This is a genomic window from Maridesulfovibrio sp., from assembly GCF_965230075.1.
Taxonomy (GTDB): Bacteria; Desulfobacterota; Desulfovibrionia; order Desulfovibrionales; family Desulfovibrionaceae; genus Maridesulfovibrio.
Genome location: NZ_OZ245945.1, coordinates 3,427,501 through 3,452,647, shown reverse-complemented (window position 1 = coordinate 3,452,647; position 25,147 = coordinate 3,427,501). Strand labels below are relative to the sequence as shown.

Genomic DNA, 25,147 nt, shown 5'->3' with positions numbered 1-25,147 from the left:
CTCTATCATTATATATAGAAGGAAATAAAAATGTCACAGATAATTAGCGAAGCTCTGACCGCTCTTTCTTCCAGTCAGGATCTGACTACTGAACAGGCTGATGCGGTTTTCGAGGAACTCTTTTCCGGTGAAATGACTCAGGCACAGGCGGGCGCTCTGCTTATGGGCTTGCGTATCAAAGGCGAAAAAGCTGTTGAAGTTGCAGCGGGTGTTCGCGCTGCTCTGCGTGAAGCCAAGTTGATCAAGGGCATTAACAGCAAATGCATTGATACAGTAGGTACCGGAGGTGACGGTTCTAACAGTTTTAACTGCTCAACAGCGGTATCTCTTTACCTTGCCGACATGGGGTACCTTGTTACTAAACACGGTAACAGGGCGGTTTCTTCCACCTGTGGCAGCGCAGATGTGCTGGAAGCCATGGGAATTTCGCTGGATGTGGATGTAAATGATGCGCGCGATGTGCTGCTGCGGGACAAGTTTGTGTTTCTGTTTGCCCCCAATTACCACCCGGCCTTCGCAAAAATCGCTCCTATCCGCAAAGAACTGGGGATTCCGACTTTGTTTAACCTCATGGGCCCCCTGCTGAACCCCGTTCGTCCCACCCACCAGATTGTAGGTGTGGGCAGACCGGAAATTTTGCGGTTGATGGCGGAAGTCTTGGCCTTGAGCAATGTAGAGAAGGCTTACGTTGTACATGGAGCCGCTAATTTTGATGAACTTACCCCCTTTGGTGTGAATGATGCCATTCTGGTGGAAAACGGTGAACTCACTGAAGTTAAGATTGATCCGGCGGATTACGGATTTGCCCTGACTAAATCAGAAGATGTTGCGGTTGCTAATCGTGAGCAAGCACTGGCAGCCATGCGTAAGGTGCTGGCAGGTACCGCACCGCAGGCCATGCTTGATATGGTCGCCATCAACCTCGGCGCAGCAATTTCTATTTTGGACAACGTATCTTTGGAAGAGGCTATGGAAAAAGCTAAGGCCAAGGTCGCTAAAGGCGTTGATAAGGAATATTAGGCCATGCTTGATAAATTCAGAACAGCAAAACAGGCCGAGCTGGATATGCTGGCGAAGATGCAGGTTGAAGGTAAAAAGTTTGCTCCTTATGCGGGTGAGCGTGCTTCCTTTGCCGATGCAATCCGCCGTGATGAATCCGGGCTGAAGGTCATTGCCGAGTACAAGCGCGCTTCCCCCTCCAAGGGTGATATCAATCTTGGGCTGAGCGCTGCGGATGTTGCCAAGATGTACGCGGCTGGCGGGGCTTCGGCCATATCCGTGCTCACTGAGGAAGAGTACTTTAAAGGTAATATCAGCTACCTTGATGAAATTAAAGACAGCGGACTGCCCATGCTGCGTAAGGATTTCCTGACCGATCTGATGCAGATTGAGCAAACTTTGGCGACGCCGGCTTCAGCGCTTTTGGTCATCGTGCGTATGTTTGAGGATGACGGTTATCTGAAAGAGATGATTGAGCGTACTCATGCTGCAGGTCTTGATGCAGTGGTCGAAGCATTTGATGATCTTGATCTCAAGCGGGCCAAGCAGGCCGGGGCGCGGATTATCCAGATTAACAACCGCGACCTTGATACGCTGGGCATCGACATGAACCGCTCCATCGAATTTATCAAGCTCAAGGAAGATGGTGAAATCTGGATCTGCGCCAGCGGAATCAGTGAACCGGAAGATTGCGCACAGATGAACGAACTGGGCTACGATACCGTGCTTATCGGTACTTCAATCATGGCCAGCCCAGATCCGCAGGCCAAGCTGGCCGCGCTTGTGGCAGGAGGCAGGTCATGAGCCTGTTGGTTAAGGTCTGCGGAATGACTTCCAAAGAAGACGCGGCTATGTGTGAAGAGCAGGGCGCGGATTTTTTGGGATTCATTTTCCACCCTTCCAGCCCGCGCAATGTGGATGCTGATTTTGCCCGTTCCATCAAAGCTGACGGAGCTAAAAAAGTTGGCGTCTTCGTGAAACAGAGCGCAACGGAAGTGATTGAAACTCTGAAGGACGGCCAGCTCGACTTCGCGCAACTGCACGGTGGACAGAATGAAGAATTCTGCAAGGCCGTAGGCAAAGAGCGGGTCATCAAAGTGCTCTGGCCTCAGAAGTATGATTCTGTAAAAGAGTTTCAGGCCGACATTGACCGTTTCGCTCCCCATTGTAGCTACTTACTCTTCGATGCCGGGAAGTCCGGCGGAGGGCACGGGGCAGCAATGGAATTTGATGTCTTTAAAGATGTAACCATTCCGGGTCTATGGCTTTTGGCGGGTGGCCTCTCCGCCGATAATTTAAAAGAGGCATTGTCCGAAGCCAAACCTAGCGGAGTTGATTTAAACTCCGGTGTGGAATCGGCTCCCGGTAAAAAAGACAAAATTAAACTAATTGCGGCTTTTGTGGTCATAAATCAATAACAATTTGTCACTCAAAGCGGCGAAGCCCTATTAAAAGTTTTTGGGATTCTTAAACCCTTTTTTCAAAAAGGGTTTAAGGCCCCCGGCAGGGTCGCCGAAGGCAAATAATCAAAAGGATATAAAAATGAAACGAGGATATTTTGGAGATTACGGCGGACAGTTTGTACCTGAACTGCTCATGCCGCCGCTGCTCGAGCTTGAAGAGGCCATGGAAAAGATCATGAAATCCGATGAATTCCAGCAGGAATTTGCCAGACTTCTGCAGGATTTCGTTGGTCGTCCCACCGCACTGACCCATTGCGCGAACATCTCCCGCGAACTGGGCTTCAACCTCTGGCTCAAGCGTGAAGACCTTGCCCATACCGGAGCGCATAAGGTCAACAACACTGTCGGTCAGGCTCTGCTGACCAAGATGATGGGTAAACCCATGCTGTTGGCTGAAACCGGGGCCGGGCAGCACGGCGTAGCCACCGCAACCGCTGCGGCCCTGCTTGACCTTGAATGTGAAATTTACATGGGCGCGATCGATGTGAAACGTCAGGCCCATAACGTGCGTCGTATGGAACTTCTGGGCGCTAAATGTGTACCTGTTGAGTCCGGCACACAGACCCTGAAAGACGCAATTAACGCTGCTCTCCGTAAATGGATCGCTGATCAGCGGACCACCCATTACTGCTTCGGTACTGCAGCCGGACCGCACCCCTTCCCGTTGCTGGTTCGTGAATTTCAGGCTGTTATCGGTCGTGAAGCCAAGGCCCAGTTCAAGGAAAAAACAGGCGAACTGCCTTACATGGTAGTTGCCTGCGTGGGCGGCGGTTCCAATGCCATCGGCATGTTCCATGAATTTGTGGAAGAAGAATCCGTGAAGATTGTCGGTGTTGAGGCTGCGGGAACCGGTGAACCGGGCTGCACCAACTCCGCGCCTATCAATCTTGGTACTCCCGGCGTGCTGCACGGCATGAACACTCTGCTGCTGCAGACCGAGGAAGGGCAGATACTGCCTTCCCATTCCATTGCTCCCGGTCTGGATTATCCCGGTGTAGGTCCTGAACACGTGCATCTGCATGCTTCCGGTCGTGCTCAGTACGGCACCGTGAATGACCATCAGGCTCTGAATGCATTCCAGATGCTCTGCCGTAAGGAAGGCATTTTGCCTGCGCTGGAAAGTTCCCATGCTGTGGCTTGGGTTCTGGAGAACCGGGATTCCATCCCCAAAGACGCCAACGTTATCGTCAACCTGTCCGGTCGTGGCGACAAGGACATGGGCATTCTTGAAGACTACCTCGCCGAACATGGAAAATAAGGGGGACGATGATATGAGTATTACCAAACTTGCAGATAAAATTAATGAAGCTAAGGCTCAGGGGCGTATCGGACTTATCCCGTTCCTGCCCGGTGGATATCCCAACCGGGATCAGTTTTGGAAAGAAATTCTTGAACTGGACGAAAACGGTGCGGATGTAATTGAAATCGGTATGCCTTTTTCCGATCCCGTGGCTGACGGCCCGGTTGTTGAGGCTGCATCACTGAAATGCCTTGAGGATGGCATCAACCTGAAGTGGATTCTGGCCGGACTTTCCGAGCACCGCGCAAAGATTAGTGCCGGGGTGCTGCTCATGGGCTACTATAATCCAGTGTTACAGTACGGACTGGAAAAGTTTGCCAAGGACGCCTGTGCTGCCGGGGTAAACGGCTTGATTATTGCGGACCTGCCTTATGAGGAAGGCGTTGAGTTCCGCGATTTGCTCGCTAAGTATGAGATTGCGCTCATTCCGCTGGTCGGTCTGAACACCGAGCCTGAACGCATGGCTCTTTATTCCAAGGGCGGCAACGGATTCTGCTATTATGTTTCCGTTCTCGGTACTACTGGGGGAACAGCATCCCTGCCGGAAGAAGTTAAAAATGGCCTTGCCAAGGCACAGGAGGTCTTCGACATCCCGGTGGCTCTTGGCTTTGGTCTCAAAGAACCTTCCCAGCTTAAGGAATTAGATGGCGTTGTTGATGCAGCTGTTTTCGGCTCCGCACTAATTAAGCACATTGATTCTGGAAAAAGTAGTGCAGAGTTTATGAAGGTCTGGAAATAAGTTATATAAAATCCCGGTAGATTCAATCTACCGGGATTTTATTATGGAGGACATTTATGTCACAGGATGAATTTACTCGTAAGGCTAAGGAATGGGACAGCAATCCGGAACGCAAACGCATAGCTGATGAATTCGCTGCTGCAGTGGAAAAGGCTGTCGATTTTACGGCGAAAAGTGAAGTCCTTGATTTCGGTTGCGGAACCGGACTTGTCGGGTTGCGCTTTGCTAAAAGGGTTAAGACCCTTTATGCACTTGATACTTCTGCCGCCATGCTGGATATGCTCAATGCTAAATTAGCGAGTAATGATTTCGACAATGTGCGGGTTATTCCGGTAGCTCTCCACGAATCGGGACTTCGGGAAGATTCACTTGATGCGATCTTCACTTCCATGGCTATGCACCATGTTGAGGATCTGCCGGAAGTGCTGGAGCTGATGGCTAAATTATTAAAGAAGGGCGGCAAGTTGGTAATCGGGGAACTCCTGCCCGAAGACGGCAGTTTCCACGGCGACAATGTTGTGCCATACAATGGTTTTGAGCCGGATGAATTCGCCGCAAAGGTCACAAATGCAGAATTCTCTTCTGTGCAGCATCATGAACACGGCATCTACAACAAGCCGGATAAAGAAGGTGTTGTCCGTCAGTACGGGACTTTTGTTTTGGTGGGGGAGAAGATTTAATATTTTATGAGTTGGCTTTGTTGTTTATCGAGAGTAGATTTTCGTCAGTATAACTGGTTGGGTGAATTGGTCTTTTGAACGTAAATCACCGAGGCAAATTGTGGCAGAATTTGTTAGCTTATTATCATCCTTGGCTCTCGTTTTTTTAACTGCAATTCTCGCTTGGTATACACGCACACTGGCTAATGAAGCCCGTGCAACGCGATTGCAACAGATTCAACCTCAAGTTGTTGTGACAATAGAACCAAGTAAAATTACAAATTATATGGATCTTGTTATTGTTAATGTTGGGTCTGGAGTTGCGAGGAACGTTCAAATAAAAGCTGATCCTGATTTTAAGCTTGAGAAGAATAAAGGGGGGCACATGTTTAATGAATACTCCTTTCTTGAGATAGATGTGTTGAAACCTGGACAGGAAATGATCCATTTCATTGGTTCTTTTAAGCATCTTTCTGAAATAACGACTAAAATTACATCCACTTGTACAGATTGTTTAGGAGGAGAGCAGACTTTTACATCAGTAATTGATGTTTCTTTATTTAGTGGTCTTTCTAAGTTAGGCGAAGACCCCGCTGAACGGACCGCTAAGCATATCGAAAAAATTGCTACTTCATTTTCGAGGATTACAGATTTCAGGCGATTGCGTGTTAATTGCTATTCTTCAGATGATCGTCAAAAAGAGCGTGAAGAAGCTGAAAGGTATCATGAGCAACTTAGGGGTGAGAGTAGTAAGAATAATTCTGAGTAGTGTGGTAAAAAGTAAATGTGAATATCTCTACCCCTCCAAATATCCCCGCTCAATCATCCCGGCTTCATCCTTGAAACAGCCCATGGCGGTAAGCATGGGTTTGAAGCCAAGCTTTTCGTAGAAGCCTTCTTTGCCCGGTACGGCATAGAGGATGATGCTGACTGATTCGAGTTTTTCCATCATGGCAGTCATCATTTTCTTGCCGAGCCCGTGGGATTGGTATTCCGGGAGGATGCATAGGTCGTAGATTGCGGCCTGAAATTCTCCGTCGCTGATGGCGCGGGCGAAACCAATGAATTCGTCTCCGTCCTTGGCAAAGCAGACCAGTTTACTGTTTGCTGCTGCGCGGGACAGTTTTTCCGGTTCGCGGGTTCCGAGGGGGGCTTTTTCAAAAATTTCTGCGATCTTGGGCCAGTCGATATTTTCCAGTTCGAAGCTCAGGGTGATGTTCATGGAGTTGTCTCTCGTTTCTTTTGTCTAGCTATTCCTTACAGGAATACTGACCACAATTTTGAATCCGGCTTCGCTGTTTTCTGCCCGAATTTCTCCATTATGAATACGTAATATCCTGCGGGTAGCAGCAAGTCCCAGACCGGATCCGGGGATTTCCTGTCCTTTCAAGCGGTGGAAGGGGTTGAAAATTTCTTCCAGATCCTCTTCGGGAAGTGGGGCATGGGTATTGGTTACTGAAATACGCACGCCACTTTCATCTTTGCTTAAGTCTATTTCAACATTTCCTTGGGGATCGGTATACTTGAAGGCATTGCCGAGGATGTTGTCCATAACAACGCCGATGCCGTTGCGGTTGCAGTTGGAAAGTTTGATTTCATCAAGGTCCGCATGCACGTTCAGGTTGCTGCGCTCGGCAACGCATTGGTACTGCCCCAGAAGGTCGGATATGAGCTCCTTTAAATTAACCGTCTCGGTCATGGCCGGGCTTTCATGCATTTCCAGCTTGGAAAATTCAATGATCTTACCGATCAGTTCGTCCATGTGAGTTATTTCCGCCTGCATGCCGTTGATGAATGTGTCACAGCCAGAAGTGTTTCCGGTTTCAATGCGTTCTTTCAGCATTTCCAGTGAGATACGCATTCGGGCTAACGGGCTGCGCAGCTCGTGGGAAACATTGGCGGTCAGTTCGCGGCTGGATTTGACCATTTTTTCCAGCCCCTCGGCCATGTGGTTAAAGGCTTTGCCCAACTCGGCCACTTCGTCTTTACCTTTGATTTCGACCCGTTGTTTAAGGTCGCCGCGGCCCATTTTAGCAGCCGAAGTAGTCAGCTCTTTCAAAGGACGAATCACGCGTCTTGAAACCGGGATAAGGAAAATCGCAGCGATAATGGTCAAAATTATCTGCGCCCGAATGAACCAGCTTTCCTCGTCGAATTTCGGAAAGGAGTGGTACATATGATAGGTGAAAGGGTAACCTACAGGAAGCTTGCCGGTGTAGACGCAGTACACGCTCTTCATGCGGTTATTACGTTTCTTGTATACGTATATTCCATCAACTGATCTTGCAGCGTACCCGTTTGTGAATTCGGTCATGTCCGGAATTTCCAGGGTGGAGGAAGCAACAATCTCTCCATACGGTCCGGTTATCCAGATATCAGCCTGTAGTGATTTACTCAGGGTTTTCAACAGGGGAGTGAGGACCCTTCTTTCATTTTCCGGTGAAGTATGAATATCGCCCAGTTCCATTTCCACAAGGTCTTTTACTGTGAAAAGACGTCGCTCCATGTGATGAATGCGGGGGCTCTTATCCCATGACATGTGCAGCAGACCGAAGATGATAAGTTCAGACACTACCAGCACCAGCAGGAAAGAAATAAATATTTTAAGATAGGTACGGCTTATTCTCATTATTCGCTCACGAACATGTATCCGGTTCCCCAGACGGTTTTGATGCGCGATTCATGATCCGGGTAGGGTTTTAAGAGGGCACGCAGCTTACTGATATGCACGTCAATACTACGGTCGAAGGCGTTGAAATCTTTGCCCCAGACAGAGGTCATCAGGTCATCGCGGGTCATGGGCAGGCCCGGATTTTCCATCAATGCCTTGAGTAACTTGAATTCAGTGGAGGAAAGTTCAAGAGAGTCCCCCTCAATTTCCAGTTTCTGATGCGCCAGATGGAGAACAACCCCGGCCACATTGATCTGCCCGGAATTTGGGGAATTCTGCTTGTCCGGTGCTTGGGCCCGTCGCAGCACCGCCTTGATGCGGGCCAGCAGTTCGCGGGGGTTGAATGGTTTGGAAATATAGTCGTCAGCACCCAGCTCAAGGCCGACAATGCGGTCGGTATCTTCCCCCTTGGCGGTGAGCATGATCACCGGGACATTTGAATGGGGACGCAGGTCGCGCAGTACTTCAAGGCCGTCCTTACCGGGCATCATGATGTCGAGGATTACGATGGCAGGTGATGAATTTTTTACTTCTTCAATGATACCTTCCCCGGAAGGAAGGGTGCTGACCTCGTAACCGTATCCTTCAAGGTACTGGGTCAGCAGTTCCCTGAGTTTGGCATCATCATCAACTATGAGTACGGGATATTGTTGTTCCATGTTTTCAGGGTACCCATGTCCGCCCGCGGGTGGAAGGGGTTGGGGCCGTATTTTTACATTTGTTTACAACTTTTAGCATCATCCTAATACTCTTTTGCCGCTTTGTGGGTATTAAAATGAAAAATGGAACGTACTGGAGAATAAAAATATGTCCTCATTCAAGTTGAAATTAACCGCGATCTGCATGCTGGCCCTGTTCGGGCTTTCAGCATGTTCTCCGTTCAGGCCGGACCCGCGTCCTAATCTTACTCTGGGTGTGCCTCCGCAATATGAACTCTATTCCAGTGAACCGCGTGAATTGGGTAAATGGTGGGAAAGCTTTCATAATGAAGAACTCAACCGTCTGGTGGAAGAAGGTATCAACGCGAACTTTGATGTTCGGATAGCTTGGGCCAAGCTTCGCCAACTGCGGGCCACAGCAGTCAAATCCCGGGCCGATCTTTATCCTCAGTTGGATGGTAAAGGAACCTACTCTAACTCCCGCACCGGTAATGACGGTACCGAAGGTTCCAAAGGTTCAACATCCACCGATTCTCATAAATTGGGGCTGGCTGCATCATATGAAATAGACCTCTGGGGGAAAATCGAAGCCAATGCCGCTTCCGGTGAGCTTGATTATCTTTCCTCCCGTGAAGATGTGAATTCCGCAGCCATGACTGTGGCTTCCGAGGTTGTTAAACGCTGGCTGGAAATCCAGTTGCAGCGTAAGAAAAAAGCTATTTACCAGAAACAGCTTGAAACCAACGAAACCTACCTTGAACTGATCGAACTTCGCTTCCGTAACTCCCTTTCCACAGCCCTTGATGTTTTTCAGCAGCGTGAAACCGTGGCCCGGACCAAGGCTTTGATTCCCCCGGTGGAATCGCAGGAACAGCTTAAGCTGCATGAACTCGCCTATCTGCTGGGACGTCCTGCCGGATCTATTGATGTTGCTACAGCTGATTTTCCTGATCTTCCTAATCTTCCGGGGCTGGGAATTCCTTTGGACCTGCTCTCCATGCGCCCGGATGTGCGGGCCTCTGGCTTGAATCTGCAATCCGCAGATTGGGCGGTAAGTGCCGCAAGGGCTGACCGTTTGCCTTCCATGACTCTTTCAGCTGAAGCCATGTTTTCCAGTGCCCAGCTTGCAAATATTTTTTCCGGCTGGCTGACCACCCTGACTTCATCCATAACCGGACCGATTTTTGACGGCTACAAGCGTAAGGCTGAAGTTGAGCGTACCCGGGCTGTGGTTGATGAGCGTCTGCTTAACTATAAGGACACAGTATATACAGCATTCAAGGAAGTGCAGGATTCGCTGGTGCAGGAAAAGTGGCAGCATGAATATATCTCAGCCCGCAAGAATCAGCTTGAAGCTGCAAAGCTCAACCTTGAGGAAGCCGGTTCCCGTTATTTGCAGGGGCTGGAAGATTACCTGCCGGTGCTCAGTGCCCTGGTCAGCGTGCATGATCTTGAAATTAACATAGCTCAGGATGAGGCTGATCTGCTTAGCTACCGGGTCGGTCTGTATCGCGCTCTTGGCGGCACATGGACCAATTCCCTTGAAGACGGGGCCGAGCTTAAGCCGGAAGCTGACGATGAAACCGCAGTTGTTGCTGAAAAACATGGAAAACAATCCGTTCCTGCACAGGAGGGAATTTAGATATGGCTAAGAAAATATTATACTACATCAAGCAGATCGGCCTTAAAGGGCTTCTTCCCTTAATTATAGTTGTCGGGGCTGTGATCGGAGCTAAGGCCCTTATCGCCACCAAGCCTGTGGCCAAGAAAAAAGCTCCGGTGGTATCTGCTCCTCTAGTCAACGTCAGCGTGCTGGAGGTCAAGGATTTTCAGGTCTCGACCCCGGTTATGGGAACTGTTGAAGCTGCCCGGGAAATCAATCTTGAACCGCAGGTTTCCGGTAAGGTTATTTCGGTTAGTGATTCTTTTATTCCCGGCGGATATTTTGAAAAAGGAGCAGAAGTCCTGCGCATAGATCCCCTTGATTATGAACTGGCAGTCAAGCAGCAGGAAGCAGTGGTCACTGAGGCCGAGTACAACCTCAAGCTTGAAAGCGGACAGCAGCGTGTAGCCGGACGTGAATGGAAACTGCTTAAGAAATCTTCCGGCGGTACCATGCAGGAGGCAGAATTGGCCCTGCGTAAACCCCATCTGCAAAAGGCTCAGGCAGACCTTTCCTCAGCCAAGGCTAAACTCAAGCAGGCCCGTATTGACCTTGCCCGTACCCGCGTAAAAGCTCCTTTTGCCTGTATGATTGTCAGCAAGAGTGCTGACCTCGGAGCGCATCTCAGTCTTAATGAAACCATTGCTTCGCTGGTGGGAACTGATGAATTCTGGGTTCTTGTCTCCGTCCCCGTGGACCGTTTGGAAAGTATTGATATCCCTTCTGCGGAAAACAGTTTCAAGGGCTCCAAAGCCTTGGTCCGTATGGGCAGTGGTAAGACTGCTGTGGAGCGGGAAGGGCAAGTGCTCCGTCTCCTGCCTTCACTGGAATCCAAGGGACGCATGGCCCGGATCATTGTTTCGGTGAAAGATCCTTTAAATTTAAAGGGCGGTGAAGTTCGGCCTTTGCTGCTGGGCAGTTACGTAAATGTCTACATAGATTCCGGCATGCTGGAAAAAGTAATAGCCATTCCAAGGACCGCTTTCCGCGACAACAACACCATTTGGATAATGAAAGAAGGTAGTCTGCTGGACATCAGGACTGTTGACCCCATCTGGCGTGATCAGGGTTACGTTTACCTTAATACTGGCGTGGCTGATGGTGAAAAATTGGTTGTTACCGATATCTCCGCACCGTTGCAGAATATGAAACTGCGTGAGAATGGTTCCGGTTCCATGAAAAAGAAGGTGAACAGCAATGGCTGATCAGAATAAAAAATCGGGTCCTATTGCATGGATGGCCGGTAACCCGGTTGCCTCCAACCTGCTGATGATTATCCTGTTGGTCGGCGGTTTGGTTATGGGGTTCAATATCAAGCAGGAGATTTTCCCCGAATTCACTACCGATACGGTTACGGTGCAGGTTACCTATAGCGGAGCCAGCCCCGAAGAAGTGGAGCAGGGTATTGTTCTGGCCGTTGAGGAGTCCATTATCGGTCTTGATGGGGTTAAGGAAGTTGCCTGTACTGCGGCGGAAGGCAGTGCAACTGTCGTTGCTGAAGCCATTGAAGGTTACGATCTGCAAAAACTCAGTCAGGATATCAAGAGTGAAGTGGACCGGATTACCTCCTTTCCCGAAGAAGCCGAGGACCCGGTAATCAGTGTTGCCTCGCATCAGCGCGGGGTGCTTTCGCTCATGGTTTATGGGGACACGGATGCCCTTTCCCTGCGCAAGGTGGCCGAGCAGCTTCGTGAAGAATTGATTGGTGATCCTGAGATTACTCAGGTGGAGCTTGCTGAAGTCAGTGGATTGCAGATTACCATTGAAATTCCGCAGGAGAAGCTTCGGGCCTATGGCCTGACCCTTTCTGATGTGGCGGATTCCCTTGCCAAGACATCTGTAGAACTTCCCGGCGGCGGCATTAAAACCGAGGGCGGTGAGATTCTGGTCCGTTTCAAGGAACGCCGCGATTATGCCCGTGAATTCGCGCGGGTCCCCATTGTTACCGGTGATGACGGGACACAGGTTCTGCTGGAAGATATTGCCGAGGTTAAAGAAGACTTCCAGAACGATGATATCGTAACCACCTTTGACGGTAAGCCTGCAGTGCGTGTTGAGGTTTATCGTATCGGCGATCAGACCCCTATCGGGGTTTCAGATGCCGTGCACGCACAACTTGAAGTTTTTAATAAAAGCCTGCCTATCGGTGTGCATGTGGCTGTGCGTAACGACAGCTCTGACGTTTACCGCCAGCGCATGGATTTGCTTCTGCGCAACGCTTACATGGGCCTTGGGCTGGTTTTTGTATTTCTGGCTCTTTTTCTTGAACCGCGTTTGGCTTTTTGGGTCTCCATGGGGATTCCCATTTCCTTTCTGGGCGGCATGCTTATCCTTGCACCGGCTGGAGCGAGTATCAACATGATTTCCATGTTCGCTTTTATTATCTCGCTGGGTATTGTTGTGGACGATGCCATTGTGGTCGGTGAAAATGTCTATACCATGCGCCAGCAGGGCATGAGTTGGATCGAAGCTGCCTGTGAAGGAGCCAAGCGCATTGCCATGCCGGTTACCTTCAGTGTTTTGACCAACATTGTGGCCTTTATGCCCATGTTCTTCGTGCCCGGAGTCATGGGTAAGATTTTCAAGGTCATCCCGATGGTCGTTTGCAGTGTCTTTTTCATTTCACTGGTGGAGTCTCTTTTTGTACTTCCAGCTCACCTCGGTCACGGCAGTGAACGCAAGCCGGGAAAGATCATGGGGTTTATTCTCCATTACCAACAGAATATATCCCACGGTCTGCTGCGTTTTGTTCATAAGTTTTACCGTCCTTTTCTGGATCGAGCGGTAACCCTGCGCTACCTCACCGTAGCCTGTGGGGCAGCATGTTTGATCCTTTCTTTTGCCTACATTCAAAGCGGCAGACTCGGTTTTACCATGTTTCCGAAGATTGAGTCTGACTATGCCTATCTGACTGTTGACCTTCCCTACGGAACAGCCAAGGAAGTTACCCAGAAGGTTTTGGATAAGACTGTTGCTGCAGCGGAAAAGGTTGCTGAGGAAAATGGCGGGGATCAACTGGTTGAAGGTATTTATGCCAAGATCGGCGGTTCCGGCAGACGTAAGACCAGCGGCAGCCACGTGCTTAAGGTGCAGGTATTCCTCACCGATGCTGATACAAGACCCATCCATACTGATGAATTTGTGCGCCAGTGGAGGCGGAATCTTGGTCCTATCCCCGGAGCCGAGTCGATCCTATTTGAATCGGACCGAGGTGGTCCCGGTTCCGGTAGCTCCCTTGAAATTGAGCTGAGCCATAGTGATATTGAAGTGCTCAAAAAGGCCTCTTCCGATTTGGCGCAGGCTTTGAGCGTGTATCCCAAAGTTAAGGATATTGATTCCGGTTTTTCGCCGGGTAAAAGGCAGCTGGACTTTGAACTCCTGCCCGCAGGACGTAGTTTAGGCTTGACCTCCCGCAATGTTGCCAACCAGATTCGTGCCTCATATTATGGGGCCGAGGTTCTTCGTCAGCAGCGCGGTCGAAATGAAATCAAGGTCATGGTTCGTCTTCCGGAAAAGGAACGCGCATCCAAGTATGATTTTGAAGAATTAATGATTCGTACCCCTGACGGAACAGATGTTCCTCTGCGTGAGGTCGTAAAGGTTAAGGACGGCAGGGCCTACACCTCAATTGATCGCCGTAACGGACGGAGGGTCATTTCCGTTGAAGCTGATGTTAATCCGCGGAAGGAAACATCGCAGATTCTGGCGGATGTTGTTGCCAATGTAATCCCGCAACTCAAGGCTGATTATCCCGGATTGGGCTACTCCCTCGAAGGTAAGCAGGCCGATATGCAGGAAAGTACTGAAAGCCTGATTTCCGGGCTGCTCATGGCCATGATGGTGATTTATGCCTTGCTGGCTATTCCTTTCCGCAGCTACTTCCAGCCGTTGATCGTCATGCTTTGTATTCCTTTCGGCATTGTCGGTGCGGTTATCGGTCATGCTTTGCTGGGCTACAGTCTAAGTCTGATGAGTTTGTTCGGTATAGTCGCTTTGAGCGGGGTTGTGGTTAACGATTCACTGGTTTTTATTGATTACGTGAACATTCAGCGGCGCAAAGGGCATTGTGCCTATGATGCCGTGCTGGAGGCGGGGACGGCCCGTTTCAGACCCATCCTGCTGACCACGCTAACGACCTTCGGCGGACTGGCGCCCATGATTCTTGAAACGTCAAGGCAGGCCAAGTTTCTGATCCCCATGGCTGTATCACTGGGCTTCGGTATTCTTTTCGCTACCGGTATTACCTTGTTGCTGGTTCCGGCATTTTATCTCATCTTTGAGGATATCCGTTTGCTGCTGCGCAAGCTTTTCCGGCGCACGGATGAAGATTTACGGGCTAATGGAATTACCGAGCATGCCCCGGTAACTCAATGCAAGCACAAACCGGAAGATTACTAATTAAAGAATCCCGCTTAGATAATTCTATGCGGGATTTTTTTGGGGGACTATGAATTAAAATTATTCATCCGGTCTTAATTTATGGATGACCAGTGCAGAGCAGAGGGCAAAAGTTTTGGCAATTACAAGCACGGTCAGGCTGTAGCGGAATTCGATAATGCTTAAATCTTTAATGCTACTTGAGCCGTGTTCCAGCAGCCAGCCGATAAGCGGCTGGGCAATGGCGCTTCCGCCAATGAGGAAGGTATTTACAAATCCGAGGGATATTCCGTCCGCGCCTTTGGGGCTGATGTCGTTGCCGAACGCATAAGCCACAACGTTTCCGGAGCAGCAGAATCCAAGAAGGAGCATGAGGCCGAACATCAAAGTGTATGGAATATGGGGCACATATACCACGGAAGCCATACAAATTAATCCACCTGCGGAGGCAATGATCATGGGGATTCCCCGCTTGCCGATGCGGTCAGAAAACCAGCCGAAAAAGAAGCTGCCCGGAATTGCACCGACGAAGATCATTGAGACCATGAATGCTGCATCCGTGGTGGATATACCGTAGAGTTTGGAGATGAAAACCGTACCCCAGAGTGCTCCGAAGCCGGTGTAGACCATATTGATGGTAGCGGCATATCCGGCATTCAGCCATGCCGAAGGTGTCTTGAATATTTGGATCAGGACTGGAATGGTTGCCGGAGGTTTTTCCAAGGAATCCGGTTGGTGTTTGGTGTTCTCTGGTCGGTCTTTAATCTTGAAAATTATCAGCAAGAAGATCAGCCCGCCGAATGCGGCAATGCCGAGTAGGGTGTTTTCCCAGCCGAAACGGGTGACTGATTCGGTCAGGGGGGCTTCACCCATCACCGCACCGGACATGCCGATGATATTGGTCAGGCCGACCATGGTGGCGAATTTCTCAGGCGGAAACCAGTTGTCCACCAGTTTGAGGCAGGAAACAAAGGAAAAACCTGTTGCGGCCCCGAGGATGATTCTGACTCCTATGGCTTCTGCCGGGGTGGATGTGAAGGTGAATAAGGCTCCGGCTGTGCATGATATCAGGGCGGCTGCGGCCAGCGGACGGTGAGGACCGAACCTATCGGCCATCATTCCGATGGGAATCTGCATTAATGCATAGGAATAAAAGTATACCGAGGCGATGAAGCCCATGGAGGCGGCGCCTACATTGAAATGGGTGGAAAGGTCCTTGACCATTGCGCCGGGGGCAACCTGTTGTACGTAGTCGTAAAAAAAATAGAGGGTGGCAATACCCCATACAATCCAAGGCCTAAATGTTTTCCGACTAGCTGATTTGTTGCTCATTGTTTAATCGCGGTAGGTTACTTTTTCCAGTGCATAAATAATATTCGGGTCGTATTGCGTGGATTCACTGTACAGGATTTTCAAAGCTTTGACCGTGTCCATGCTTTTCTTGCCCGGACGTCCCATGGTCATTGCCACGTATGAATCCACAGCACCGCAAAGTTTGCCGAGCCATGACAGGCTTTCGTTGGTTACGCCTCTTGGATAACCCGAACCGTCCATCCTTTCGTGATGTTCCAGAATTGCCCGCAGTGAAGTCTTGCTAAGGGTGCTGGTCATACTCAGAACCTCCACTGATCCGATTGGGTGCTGGCGGATACGTTTCTGCTCATCCAATGAAAGGCAGAATTCCTTACCGAGTACGAATTCCGGCAAGCTGGACATGCCGATGTCGCAGAGGAAAAGAGCGAAAAGAGCATCAACAAAAATTTTAACGTCCGGTTTTACTTCCCGGGCATGCAGTAAGACTGCCGCTCCGATTACACCGTTGGAAAGGGCTTTGTTGACCAGTGAATGCTGCGCATCAAGCATGGGGATCATCAGCCAGAGCAGGTCAGGTTTTTCATGGAGTAATTCACCGACGCAGGTCAGTGTGTTGTGGAAATCTTTGAAATGCAGTTTTATGGAATCAGTATAAATTTTTTCAGCACTTTCTTTCAATCCTTCCAAAAGCAGGCTTGCCAGTTCCTGCTCCGGGATGGAATGTGAAATATCACAAATGACCGTAGGCAGGTGGTGCATGAAAAAAGGTTTACATGCACCTATGTCGGTGAACTTAATAAAGATAAGTCCCCGTTCGCAGTCCTCGGAAATAGCTTGTTTATCAGCAGAGACAATGGGTTTTCCGGGGATAGTGATGGGCGAGAATCTTCCATTGGACGAATTCATCCTATATAGACTGAATGGAAGCTTATTTTTGGGAAGTATTTTGAATATGGCTTCGGTAATAGAGCAGAAGCTTTCTTCAATTAACTTGGAGTCATTAATTGCATTCATAGCTGACCCACCTCAAAATGACAGCATTGATCAAATCGTTAATGCGACACAATTTTTTTTAAATTCCGACCTTAGGAAACGTTTACCATTAAATGTGACAAAAGCGCAATATCTCAGCTTGTTAAGAACTTTATGCGTAAATGAATAGTGTGTTGATAAAAATTATCATATAAATGAGACGTTTATAGCTGGAATACTTTGACCGATGACTTTCTTTGCGGATAATTACCGTATTGAAAATATATTTTTCATTGCTGTATAGCTGCTTGCCATCATTGCCGTACTAGGACTATGTTTAACATTTGTGAAGCTGATAACAGAAAAACTCTGTTGGCAGCATGTTTTTATGTTACATTTTTTTTACAAATTTAATTGCTTGTGAACTTATTGTTTTCCCAGACAAGTTTGGGGAAAAGTCGGGAGATAGTTTGGATAGTCTGTTCACTCCGTCATCAATCGCCGTTGTAGGCGCTTCATCTGTTTCCGGAAAAATAGGAAATACCATTCTGTCTAACCTGCTCAGTGCCGGTTATGGCGGGCAGCTTTATCCGGTGAACCCGCGCGGCGGGGAGATTCACGGTATTCCCGCATATAAAAATATTTCTGATATCGGTACTCCGGTTGATTTAGCCGTTGTGGCGGTGCCTCGTAATCTTGTTCTCGGGGTGTTCAAGGAATTGCTTGAACTGGGAGTCAGTTCTGTGGTGGTCATTACCGCAGGGTTCAAGGAAGTTGATCATGGTGGCTGGCTCCTTGAAGTGCAGCTTGCTGAGTTGGCGAAAGAGCATGATGTGAACCTGCTCGGCCCCAACTGTCTTGGGGTGATTAATTCCAGAGGCGGGGGCAATGCTTCTTTCGCTACCGGTAATCCGCTTCCCGGGAGTATGGGGTTTTTCTCGCAGTCCGGAGCTCTTTGCGTCGCTGTTCTTGATTGGGCGCTTGGCGAAAAGGTCGGCTTTTCCAAATTTATCAGCCTTGGTAATAAGGCTGCGATCAATGAAGCTTCCATGCTCGAATATCTCGGTAATGATCCTGAAACAAAGGTCATTCTCGGATATGTGGAGAACATCGAGAATGGTCGGGAATTCATGGAACAGGCCGCTAAGGTATCCATGAAAAAACCTATATTGATGATGAAGGCCGGGACCACCCCTGCCGGGGCAAGGGCTGCGTCCTCGCACACCGGGGCCATGGCCGGTTCTGATCAGGCTTGTGATGCGGCTTTCCGTCAGTCCGGTGTCATCCGGGTCGAAAAACTCGATGAACTTTTCAACCTTGCCAAGGCTTTTTCCGTTCAGGAATTGCCCTTAGGCCCGAACCTCGGCATCGTGACCAATGCCGGCGGTCCCGGTATCCTTGCTGCTGATGCCTGCGGTGAATCGGTCATGCGTATGCCTACTTTTTCGCCGTCAACAATCGGTGAGCTGCAGCGCATGCTTCCGGGATATGCATCACTGTACAACCCGGTGGATCTTCTCGGGGATGCCGATGCTGAAAGTTATGGTCGCGCTGTGCGCATTGTGGGCCATGACCCGGCGGTAAACAGTCTGCTGGTAATTATCGCTCCCACGGTTAATCTCGATTTTACAGAGGTTGCCAAGGCTATTGTTGAGGGTATGGGGGAAGTTAGCAAGCCTGTTTTCTGTTGTCTTATGGGACGCAAGAACAGTGCTGAGGCCCGTGAAATTTTTGCAGAAGCCGGAGTTCCGGTATATGACTTTCCCAAGCAGGCTGTGCGGGCAATGGACTGCATGCATAAATATGCTGTCTGGAAAGGACGCCCCCCGCGTACCTATTTCACCCCGGAACATGATGTTGAAGCTGCCCGCGTTGTCGTGGATAATGCCTTGCGTTCCGGCCGTTCTGAACTGGTGGAATTTCAGGCCCGGGACATTGTTACCGCTTACGGGTTGCCGACCCCGGAATCAGATCTTGCCCGTTCCGGTGATGAAGCTGCGGCAATTGCCGAGCAGCTAGGTTATCCGGTCGTGCTCAAGATCGCTTCCCCGGAGATTTCACATAAGTCCGATGTGGACGGAGTCCGTGTAGGGCTTAATTCCGCAGAGGAAGTCAAGACCGCTTTCTGGGATATCACCGCCCGGACCCAGCGTTTGCGTCCGGATGTTTATATTGCAGGTTGTCTTGTACAGCAGATGGCTTCTCCCCAGTCCCGCGAGGTTATTGTGGGGTTCCGTCGGGACAAGCAGTTCGGCCCCTTGCTCATGTTTGGGCTGGGCGGGGTTTATGTTGAGATTTTGAAGGATATTTCGTTCCGTCTCGCTCCTCTCTCTGTAGAGGATGCCGGGGATATGGTCCGTGAAATCCGTTCCTATATGTTATTGAAAGGAGTCAAGGGGGGCGAGCCTGTTGACTTCGAGGCGATTACTGATGTTTTGATCAGGATGTCGTGTCTTGCGAATGATTTTCCTGAAATTTATGAAGCAGAATTCAATCCTGTGCTTGTCAGCTCGGACGAGGCTCTGGTTGCCGATGCCCGGATGACTGTTGTCGATATCTCCGCAGATGCGGGCAACCGGCCGGATGGGCGCGAATAAGGAGGCATAGATGGTAAGTATATATATAGGTTCCACTACCGGGTACTCCGGCAAGAACCTTTTGGCCATGTCATTGGGACTTAAGTTTCGCAACAGCGGATTTAATGTGGGCTACATGAAGCCCGTGGGTGCTGTTCCTCATATGGACGGCGATACTCCCGGAGACGCAGATGCGGCTTTTATCCAGCAGGTACTGGGATTGGAACAGGACCCGGCCAAGGTCACCCCTGTGCTGGTTACCCGTGATTTTACCATCAAGGCTTTTTCAGAAGATATGGGCGATCTCATGCCTTCCATTGTAGAGTCTTACGAAGAACTCAGCAGCGATAAGGATGTCATGATTCTCGGTGGTTCCGGCAGCTATTTAAGTTCCGGTACCTATTGCGGGGTGAGCGGTCCGGATGTCTCCCGTGCCCTTGGAGCCAAAACCATTCTGGTGGACCGCTACAGCAGTGAGCTTCATTACGATTATGTGCTCCGGGTTCAGAAGGAACTTGGTGACGATTTTCTCGGTGTGGTTTTCAATGATGTCCCCGAACACTACATGGATGAACTGACCTCGCTGATCGTTCCTTTTCTGGAAAAGAAGGGCGTGAAGGTACTGGGTATTATTCCCCGTGACCCGCTCATGGGAGCCATTAAGGTCAGCGATCTCGCGGAGCGTCTCTTCGGTAAGATTATCTCCGCTCATACCAAGGCGGACCGGGTGGTTGAGAACTTCCTTATCGGTACCATGCAGGTTGAGAACTTCATCACTCATTTCAGGCGGCATAAGAACTCTGCTGTCATTGTCGGTGGTGACAGGGCTGATGTTCAGCTGGTGGCCCTTGAAGGTAACTGCCCCTGCCTTATCCTGACCGGTAATCTTTATCCCAATGATATTATTCTGACTCGGTCGGAAGTTCTTGAAATTCCTGTTATTGTTGTGCGTGACGATACTTATGCCGTAGCCAAGAAAATGGAAGCAATTCAGGAAAGCTATAAGCTCAGGGATATGATCAAGATTAATCATGGAGCTGGTTTGGTAAATTCAGAGTTAGATTACGATTACATTTTTGATGAACTGGACCTATGATTACCTCTTGCTTTGGTAGGTAATATGTCCTACTGTTAAAGTAGGAATAACTAAAACCTTAATTAAAAGTTTTTTTTTGATTTATGCTTTTTTTATAATCTAAATGTCTTTATAAAGTCCTTATATAAAAGAATATTTTTGCAGGGCGACTTCCTCATGTGGAGGAGGTTGCCCTTTTTATTTTGAAAAAAATTCATACCCAAACCCCCCGGATGCTATTGTCCTACTTTGCAAAATGTGCCAATTAACTTGCAGATATAAGGCCGGACGGGTCTCCGGCCTTGGTGTGACGAGGTTTGTTTCGACCAAAGACGGGACTATTGTTGGTTAGAAAACTAGGGTGCGCAGCACCCGGAAAACCGAGTTGATTCGGAATGTTGGCGGATAGACCGAATCTTCGGAATGAGGAGGCGTGAGATGCCTGATGCGTCCACGTGGGATTGGAATCCCGGTAGGCGAGAGGTCCAGGATACTGGATCCTGGTCTGATAAATTTGAGTGGGTGGAAGAATTCCATGCCAGCCCCGACGGAGAAAAAGTCGGCGCTGTTGTTCATAAAGGCGATCTGGAATTCACTGCTTGCGTCAACGGTGAGATTTGGGAAGAAGCATACGACAGGATTTTCTACCCCAAATTTGCACCTGACGGCAGATTCACTGGTGTAGCCCAGCAGATGGGCGAGTGGACTCTGGCTGTTGACGGCAAGCATTGGCCGGAAAATTACGGCTACATCTGGAAGACTACCTTCGGCCCTGAAGGAACCATTGTCTGCGCTGTGCAGCAGGATATGGAATACGGTATGGGCGTGGACGGTGTCCTCTGGGAAAACTTTTTTGAAAACGCAAACAACTTCACCGTAGGCAGAGATGGTAAATCCACTGCTGCTGTCGTTCAGGTTAAGTCTATGCCGCAGGCTGACATAGAAACCTTTCAGAAAGGTATCTATACAATTGCTGTTAACGGCACCGCCTGGGATAACGTTTTCATGAACTGCTACACCCCGGTGTTCGACGCCAAGTGTGAAAAAGTTGCCTGTCAGGTTAGAAAGACCCTCTACGATTACACCATCGCAGTCGATGGCAAAATCTGGCAGCGCGAATACCAGTGTGTCTGGGCTCCCACCTTCAACCCCGCAACCGGTGCTCTCGTTGCTCCTGTTCGTCTGGGTGGAAAGTGGGGTATGGCTCAGGATGGCGAACTGATCTGGAAGAACAATATGGCTAACTGCTGGCACCAGCAGTTCAGCGCAGACGGTTCCAAGCTTTGGGCTATAGTTGCTCCCATCTTCGGCAGCTTCACCGTTGCAGTTGATGGTAAGCCTTGGTCCATTACTGCTCCTGTTGTTATCGATCTGGCAGTCAGCCCCGACGGTAACCGCGCAGCTGCACTCGGCAAAGACGGCTACGATTACACAGTTCTGTGTGACGGCAAAGTCTGGCCCGGTGTTTACGAAATGGCTTGGCAGCCTGTTTTCAGCCCTGATAGCAGCAAGGTTGCTGCCAAGGTTGAAAAGAACGGTCGCTACACCGTTGTTCTCGACGGCAAGCCTTATGCTCAGGATTTTGATCAGTGCTGGGAACCCATTTTCAGCCCTGACAGCTCCAAAGTCCTTATTCGTGCAATAGACGGCGGCAAGTTTGTACGCATCGTTGCTGAAGTAAGCGAATTCTAAAAAACCGGAGGAATTACACATGAACAGTGTTTATGCATTCGTTGTTGGTCCTCTGGCATGGTTCGCCTGGGGCGTATTTATTCTCGGTTCCGCTTACAGACTGGTTTCCATGTACCAGCTTGCTAAGGCAAAAGACGGTTCGTCTTTGCATTACATGAGCTTCAAGTATGGTTTCCGTTCTATCATGGCATGGTTGAATCCTACCGGAACCCTCGGTTGGCAGCGCAATCCTTGGACTGCGATGGTAACCTTCGTCTTTCACATCTGTCTTGTCATTGTGCCCATCTTCCTGCTGGGACACGTGGTTCTCTGGGATCAGTTTTTCGGCATCAGCTGGCCGACTCTTCCGGACACAGTTGCTGACATCATGTCCATTCTGGTTGTAGTCTGCTGCATCTACTTCGGCGCACGCCGTTTTCTGCAGAAAGACGTTGCCTACCTGACCACCGCTAAGGACTGGATCGCACTTGCTGTGCCTTCTCTCGTTTTCCTGACCGGTGTCATGGCTTACCATGAAATCGGCGATGCCAAGGTTATGCTCATTCTGCATATCCTCTGTGGTGAACTCATGCTTATCAGCATTCCCTTCACCCGTTTGAGCCACGCAGTGTTCGGCCTGTTCACCAGAGCCTACATGGGTTCCGAGTTCGGCGGTGTTCGTCGCTGCAAGGACTGGTAACCAATTCCCGCAAGGAGTACTGAAAAATGACATTCGACAGGAAAATCGAAGACGTAGGACTCGAGCGGGGTGTTTCTCGCCTGACTCCGGAACGTATCGAAAATACTCTCAAGCAGGTTATTGAAGGAGAAGCCGGCGCAAAACTCAAGCTTTATGCTGAGACTTGTATGCGTTGCGGCATGTGCTCCGAAGCCTGCCATTACTATATGTCCCACGAAGGTGACCCCAGCTATTCTCCCGCTGGTAAAGTTCACCAGACTCTGGGCAAGATTCTGCGTAAGAATTACAAACTCACTGCTGATGAAGTGTACGAAATGGCACAGATTGCTTACACCGAGTGTAACCTCTGCCGCCGCTGTGTACATTTCTGTCCGCTCGGTATTGATACTGGTTACATCATGAGCATGGTGCGCCGCATGTGCCACAAGCTCGGTGTAACTCCCCAGTACATTCAGGATACCGCTCATTCCCATTCCGCGACCATGAACCAGATGTGGCTCAAGGATGACGAATGGCCGGATACCCTGCAGTGGCAGGAAGATGAGGCCCGCGATGAAATGCCTAACCTGCGCATTCCGCTGGATAAAGAAGGTGCGGAGATCTACTACTCCGTTATCGCACCGGAACCCAAGTTCCGTACCCAGCTCATCTATCAGGCTGCATACATCTTCAACGAAGCCGGTGTAGACTTCACCATGCCCACTGAACCGGGCTGGGATAACTCCGACATGTGCATGTTCACCGGTGACTTCGAAATGATGGGTCGCCTTAAAAAGCGCCATTTCGAATCCGCTCTCGACCTCAAGGTCAAGCGCATTGTAATGGGTGAGTGCGGTCACGCATTCCGCTCCATCTACGATCAGGGTAACCGCTGGGACGCATGGGAAATGTACCCCATTGAAGTTGTCCACTCCGTTGAGTTCTTCTGGGAACTCTTCGAAGCAGGCAAGATCAAGCTGCGTGAGAAGTTCAAAGAGCCCATCACTGTGCATGACCCCTGTAACATTATCCGTGGTCGTGGCCTGATGGAACAGTCCCGCAAGCTTGCACACGCTCTGTGTGAAAACGTTGTTGAAATGACCCCCAACCTTGAGCACAACTACTGCTGTGCTGCTGGTGGTGGTGTTATCAACTGCGGTCCTCCGTTCAAGAACGTCCGTATGAAGGGTAACAAGATCAAGGCTGAGCAGCTTAAGGCGACTGGCGTGAACACCATTCTCGCTCCCTGCCATAACTGCCACGGCGGACTTGAAGACCTCGTTCATTACTATGAGCTCGGTATGGACATTAAGTTCTTCGGCGATCTTATCTATGATCTCATGGAAAAGCCGGAAGAGTAGGAGGAAGATTACAATGATTAAAAGAGTATTCTCTATTGCGGTCATTGCCGCCTGTGTCTTGCTCTACATGGTTCCCGCGTTCTGTCAGGAAGACATTACCTCCCTGCTGGACCCGGCTTTCCCTAAGCATCAAAGACCTGCTGCTGTGTTCGCACATGATGCACACAATGAAATGGCCGGTATCGACGATTGCGCTGTTTGTCACCACGTATGGGAAGATGGCAAAATCGTTGAAGACGAGTCTTCCGAAGATCAGAAGTGCGCTGACTGCCACGCAGTTAAGCCTGAATCCGGTAAGACCGGTCTGCGCAATGCTTATCATCAGCTTTGCACCGACTGCCACGTAAAAGAAGATAAGGGTCCCGTATCCTGCGCTGGTTGCCACCCCAAAGGCGGTGCCGCTCCCGCAGCACACTAGGATCTAGTCGCATATTAGTAAAAAGGCCGTCCCTTGGGGCGGCCTTTTTTTTTTTGTATTGGTACCTTTCGAATTCCATTAAATGAGTATCAGCATAAAAATGCCATTTACCTTGAAGAGGGGCTTGTTGTATAAAATGTTGACTATGAAAAAACTAATCATCCTTTTGCTGTTTTTTATTTCAGCCTGTGTTCCCAAGAATTCTGAGAGGTCGATGCTTCTCAGGCAGGTCGATCCTGTTGCCCTGCGCATTGTTCTGGCTGAGATGCCGAAAGGGGCAGAGCTTCATACCCATCTGTCAGGAATTCCTTATGCTGAAGATTATTTGAAATGGGCGGCAGAAGATGGTGCCTGTATAGAGGAGTCGAGCGGACTTATTGTGGATGGTCCGTGTGTAAACGGGACTACTGCGGTGAGGGATGCATATAAGTGCCTTGATGTCTGGGGTAGGGCGGTTAATGCCCTTTCTGTCAGGGAAGGGGTGCGCGACAACCGTATGTGGGGGCATGACCGTTTCTTTTCAACGTTCAGCCGATTCGGAGTTGCCAAAC

The 25,147-nt window shown here is 49.7% G+C and carries 22 protein-coding genes (1 of these 22 cut by a window edge); 17 read left to right on the top strand and 5 right to left on the bottom strand.

Annotated features, from left to right (window positions below; translation table 11 throughout):
* Positions 1-30 precede the first annotated feature (30 nt).
* The 7 genes from trpD to ACO05Z_RS15605 all read left to right on the top strand — a co-directional run bounded on the left by trpD (position 31) and on the right by ACO05Z_RS15605 (position 5,929).
* Positions 31-1,020: an anthranilate phosphoribosyltransferase gene (trpD, locus tag ACO05Z_RS15635; RefSeq protein ID WP_421903118.1), complete on the top strand. Its 990-nt coding sequence runs from the start codon at positions 31-33 to the stop codon at positions 1,018-1,020.
* Between the two features lie 3 nt (positions 1,021-1,023).
* Positions 1,024-1,803: an indole-3-glycerol-phosphate synthase gene (locus tag ACO05Z_RS15630; RefSeq protein ID WP_421903117.1), complete on the top strand. Its 780-nt coding sequence runs from the start codon at positions 1,024-1,026 to the stop codon at positions 1,801-1,803.
* A complete protein-coding gene (locus ACO05Z_RS15625) occupies positions 1,800-2,417 on the top strand; it encodes a phosphoribosylanthranilate isomerase (RefSeq protein WP_421903116.1) in 618 nt (205 codons plus the stop codon). The genes ACO05Z_RS15630 and ACO05Z_RS15625 overlap by 4 nt, the downstream gene beginning before the upstream one ends.
* A gap of 124 nt (positions 2,418-2,541) precedes the next feature.
* Positions 2,542-3,720, top strand: a complete 1,179-nt coding sequence (trpB, locus tag ACO05Z_RS15620) for a tryptophan synthase subunit beta (protein ID WP_421903115.1) — start codon at positions 2,542-2,544, stop codon at positions 3,718-3,720.
* Between the two features lie 13 nt (positions 3,721-3,733).
* Complete coding sequence (trpA, locus tag ACO05Z_RS15615) at positions 3,734-4,501, top strand: tryptophan synthase subunit alpha (RefSeq protein ID WP_421903114.1); 768 nt, start codon at positions 3,734-3,736, stop codon at positions 4,499-4,501.
* A gap of 56 nt (positions 4,502-4,557) precedes the next feature.
* On the top strand, positions 4,558-5,181 hold the full coding sequence (locus ACO05Z_RS15610) for a class I SAM-dependent methyltransferase (RefSeq protein WP_421903113.1): 624 nt from the start codon (positions 4,558-4,560) through the stop codon (positions 5,179-5,181).
* A gap of 100 nt (positions 5,182-5,281) precedes the next feature.
* Positions 5,282-5,929: a hypothetical protein gene (locus ACO05Z_RS15605; protein WP_421903112.1), complete on the top strand. Its 648-nt coding sequence runs from the start codon at positions 5,282-5,284 to the stop codon at positions 5,927-5,929.
* Between the two features lie 27 nt (positions 5,930-5,956).
* Here the strand turns inward: ACO05Z_RS15605 and ACO05Z_RS15600 are convergent, their stop codons facing one another.
* From ACO05Z_RS15600 to ACO05Z_RS15590, 3 genes are read right to left on the bottom strand one after another with little or no spacing between them, the layout of a single operon-like run.
* Complete coding sequence (locus ACO05Z_RS15600; RefSeq protein ID WP_421903111.1) at positions 5,957-6,382, bottom strand: GNAT family N-acetyltransferase; 426 nt, start codon at positions 6,380-6,382, stop codon at positions 5,957-5,959.
* A 24-nt stretch (positions 6,383-6,406) separates the two neighbouring features.
* Positions 6,407-7,789: a sensor histidine kinase gene (locus tag ACO05Z_RS15595; protein WP_421903110.1), complete on the bottom strand. Its 1,383-nt coding sequence runs from the start codon at positions 7,787-7,789 to the stop codon at positions 6,407-6,409.
* Entirely contained in the window at positions 7,789-8,490 is a 702-nt protein-coding gene (locus tag ACO05Z_RS15590; protein ID WP_421903109.1) for a response regulator, read from the bottom strand. The genes ACO05Z_RS15595 and ACO05Z_RS15590 overlap by 1 nt, the downstream gene beginning before the upstream one ends.
* A 148-nt stretch (positions 8,491-8,638) precedes the next feature.
* Between ACO05Z_RS15590 and ACO05Z_RS15585 the strand changes: the two genes are divergently transcribed.
* From ACO05Z_RS15585 to ACO05Z_RS15575, 3 genes are read left to right on the top strand one after another with little or no spacing between them, the layout of a single operon-like run.
* The gene (locus ACO05Z_RS15585) at positions 8,639-10,132 is read left to right on the top strand and encodes an efflux transporter outer membrane subunit (protein WP_421903108.1); all 1,494 of its coding nucleotides are present in this window, start codon (positions 8,639-8,641) and stop codon (positions 10,130-10,132) included.
* 2 nt (positions 10,133-10,134) lie between these two features.
* Complete coding sequence (locus ACO05Z_RS15580; protein WP_421903107.1) at positions 10,135-11,358, top strand: efflux RND transporter periplasmic adaptor subunit; 1,224 nt, start codon at positions 10,135-10,137, stop codon at positions 11,356-11,358.
* Positions 11,351-14,551, top strand: a complete 3,201-nt coding sequence (locus ACO05Z_RS15575; RefSeq protein WP_421903106.1) for an efflux RND transporter permease subunit — start codon at positions 11,351-11,353, stop codon at positions 14,549-14,551. Before ACO05Z_RS15580 ends, ACO05Z_RS15575 begins: the two co-directional genes overlap by 8 nt.
* Before the next feature lie 60 nt (positions 14,552-14,611).
* Here the strand turns inward: ACO05Z_RS15575 and ACO05Z_RS15570 are convergent, their stop codons facing one another.
* Positions 14,612-15,862 (bottom strand): MFS transporter, encoded by a 1,251-nt coding sequence (locus ACO05Z_RS15570; RefSeq protein ID WP_421903105.1) that lies wholly within the window; start codon positions 15,860-15,862, stop codon positions 14,612-14,614.
* Between the two features lie 3 nt (positions 15,863-15,865).
* A complete protein-coding gene (locus ACO05Z_RS15565) occupies positions 15,866-16,858 on the bottom strand; it encodes an HD-GYP domain-containing protein (RefSeq protein ID WP_421903104.1) in 993 nt (330 codons plus the stop codon).
* Positions 16,859-17,286: 428 nt separating this feature from the next.
* Here ACO05Z_RS15565 and ACO05Z_RS15560 point away from each other — a divergent pair, with 428 nt between their 5' ends.
* The 7 genes from ACO05Z_RS15560 to ACO05Z_RS15530 all read left to right on the top strand — a co-directional run.
* The gene (locus ACO05Z_RS15560; protein ID WP_421903103.1) at positions 17,287-19,413 is read left to right on the top strand and encodes an acetate--CoA ligase family protein; all 2,127 of its coding nucleotides are present in this window, start codon (positions 17,287-17,289) and stop codon (positions 19,411-19,413) included.
* A gap of 10 nt (positions 19,414-19,423) precedes the next feature.
* On the top strand, positions 19,424-20,488 hold the full coding sequence (locus ACO05Z_RS15555) for a phosphotransacetylase family protein (RefSeq protein WP_015852912.1): 1,065 nt from the start codon (positions 19,424-19,426) through the stop codon (positions 20,486-20,488).
* A 417-nt stretch (positions 20,489-20,905) separates the two neighbouring features.
* Entirely contained in the window at positions 20,906-22,159 is a 1,254-nt protein-coding gene (gene tmcD / locus ACO05Z_RS15550) for an electron transfer complex subunit TmcD (protein ID WP_421903102.1), read from the top strand.
* Between the two features lie 19 nt (positions 22,160-22,178).
* A complete protein-coding gene (gene tmcC / locus ACO05Z_RS15545) occupies positions 22,179-22,838 on the top strand; it encodes a TmcC family electron transfer complex membrane anchor subunit (RefSeq protein WP_421903101.1) in 660 nt (219 codons plus the stop codon).
* A 26-nt stretch (positions 22,839-22,864) separates the two neighbouring features.
* Positions 22,865-24,178 (top strand): electron transfer complex ferredoxin TmcB, encoded by a 1,314-nt coding sequence (gene tmcB, locus ACO05Z_RS15540; RefSeq protein WP_421903100.1) that lies wholly within the window; start codon positions 22,865-22,867, stop codon positions 24,176-24,178.
* A 13-nt stretch (positions 24,179-24,191) separates the two neighbouring features.
* On the top strand, positions 24,192-24,596 hold the full coding sequence (tmcA, locus tag ACO05Z_RS15535) for an acidic tetraheme cytochrome c3 TmcA (protein ID WP_421903099.1): 405 nt from the start codon (positions 24,192-24,194) through the stop codon (positions 24,594-24,596).
* Between the two features lie 214 nt (positions 24,597-24,810).
* Positions 24,811-25,147: the 5' end (the start) of an adenosine deaminase family protein gene (locus ACO05Z_RS15530; RefSeq protein WP_421903098.1), read on the top strand. Its footprint extends 1,133 nt past the window's final position; 337 of the gene's 1,470 nt are visible here — the first part of the coding sequence; its start codon is at positions 24,811-24,813; its stop codon lies beyond the right edge, outside the window.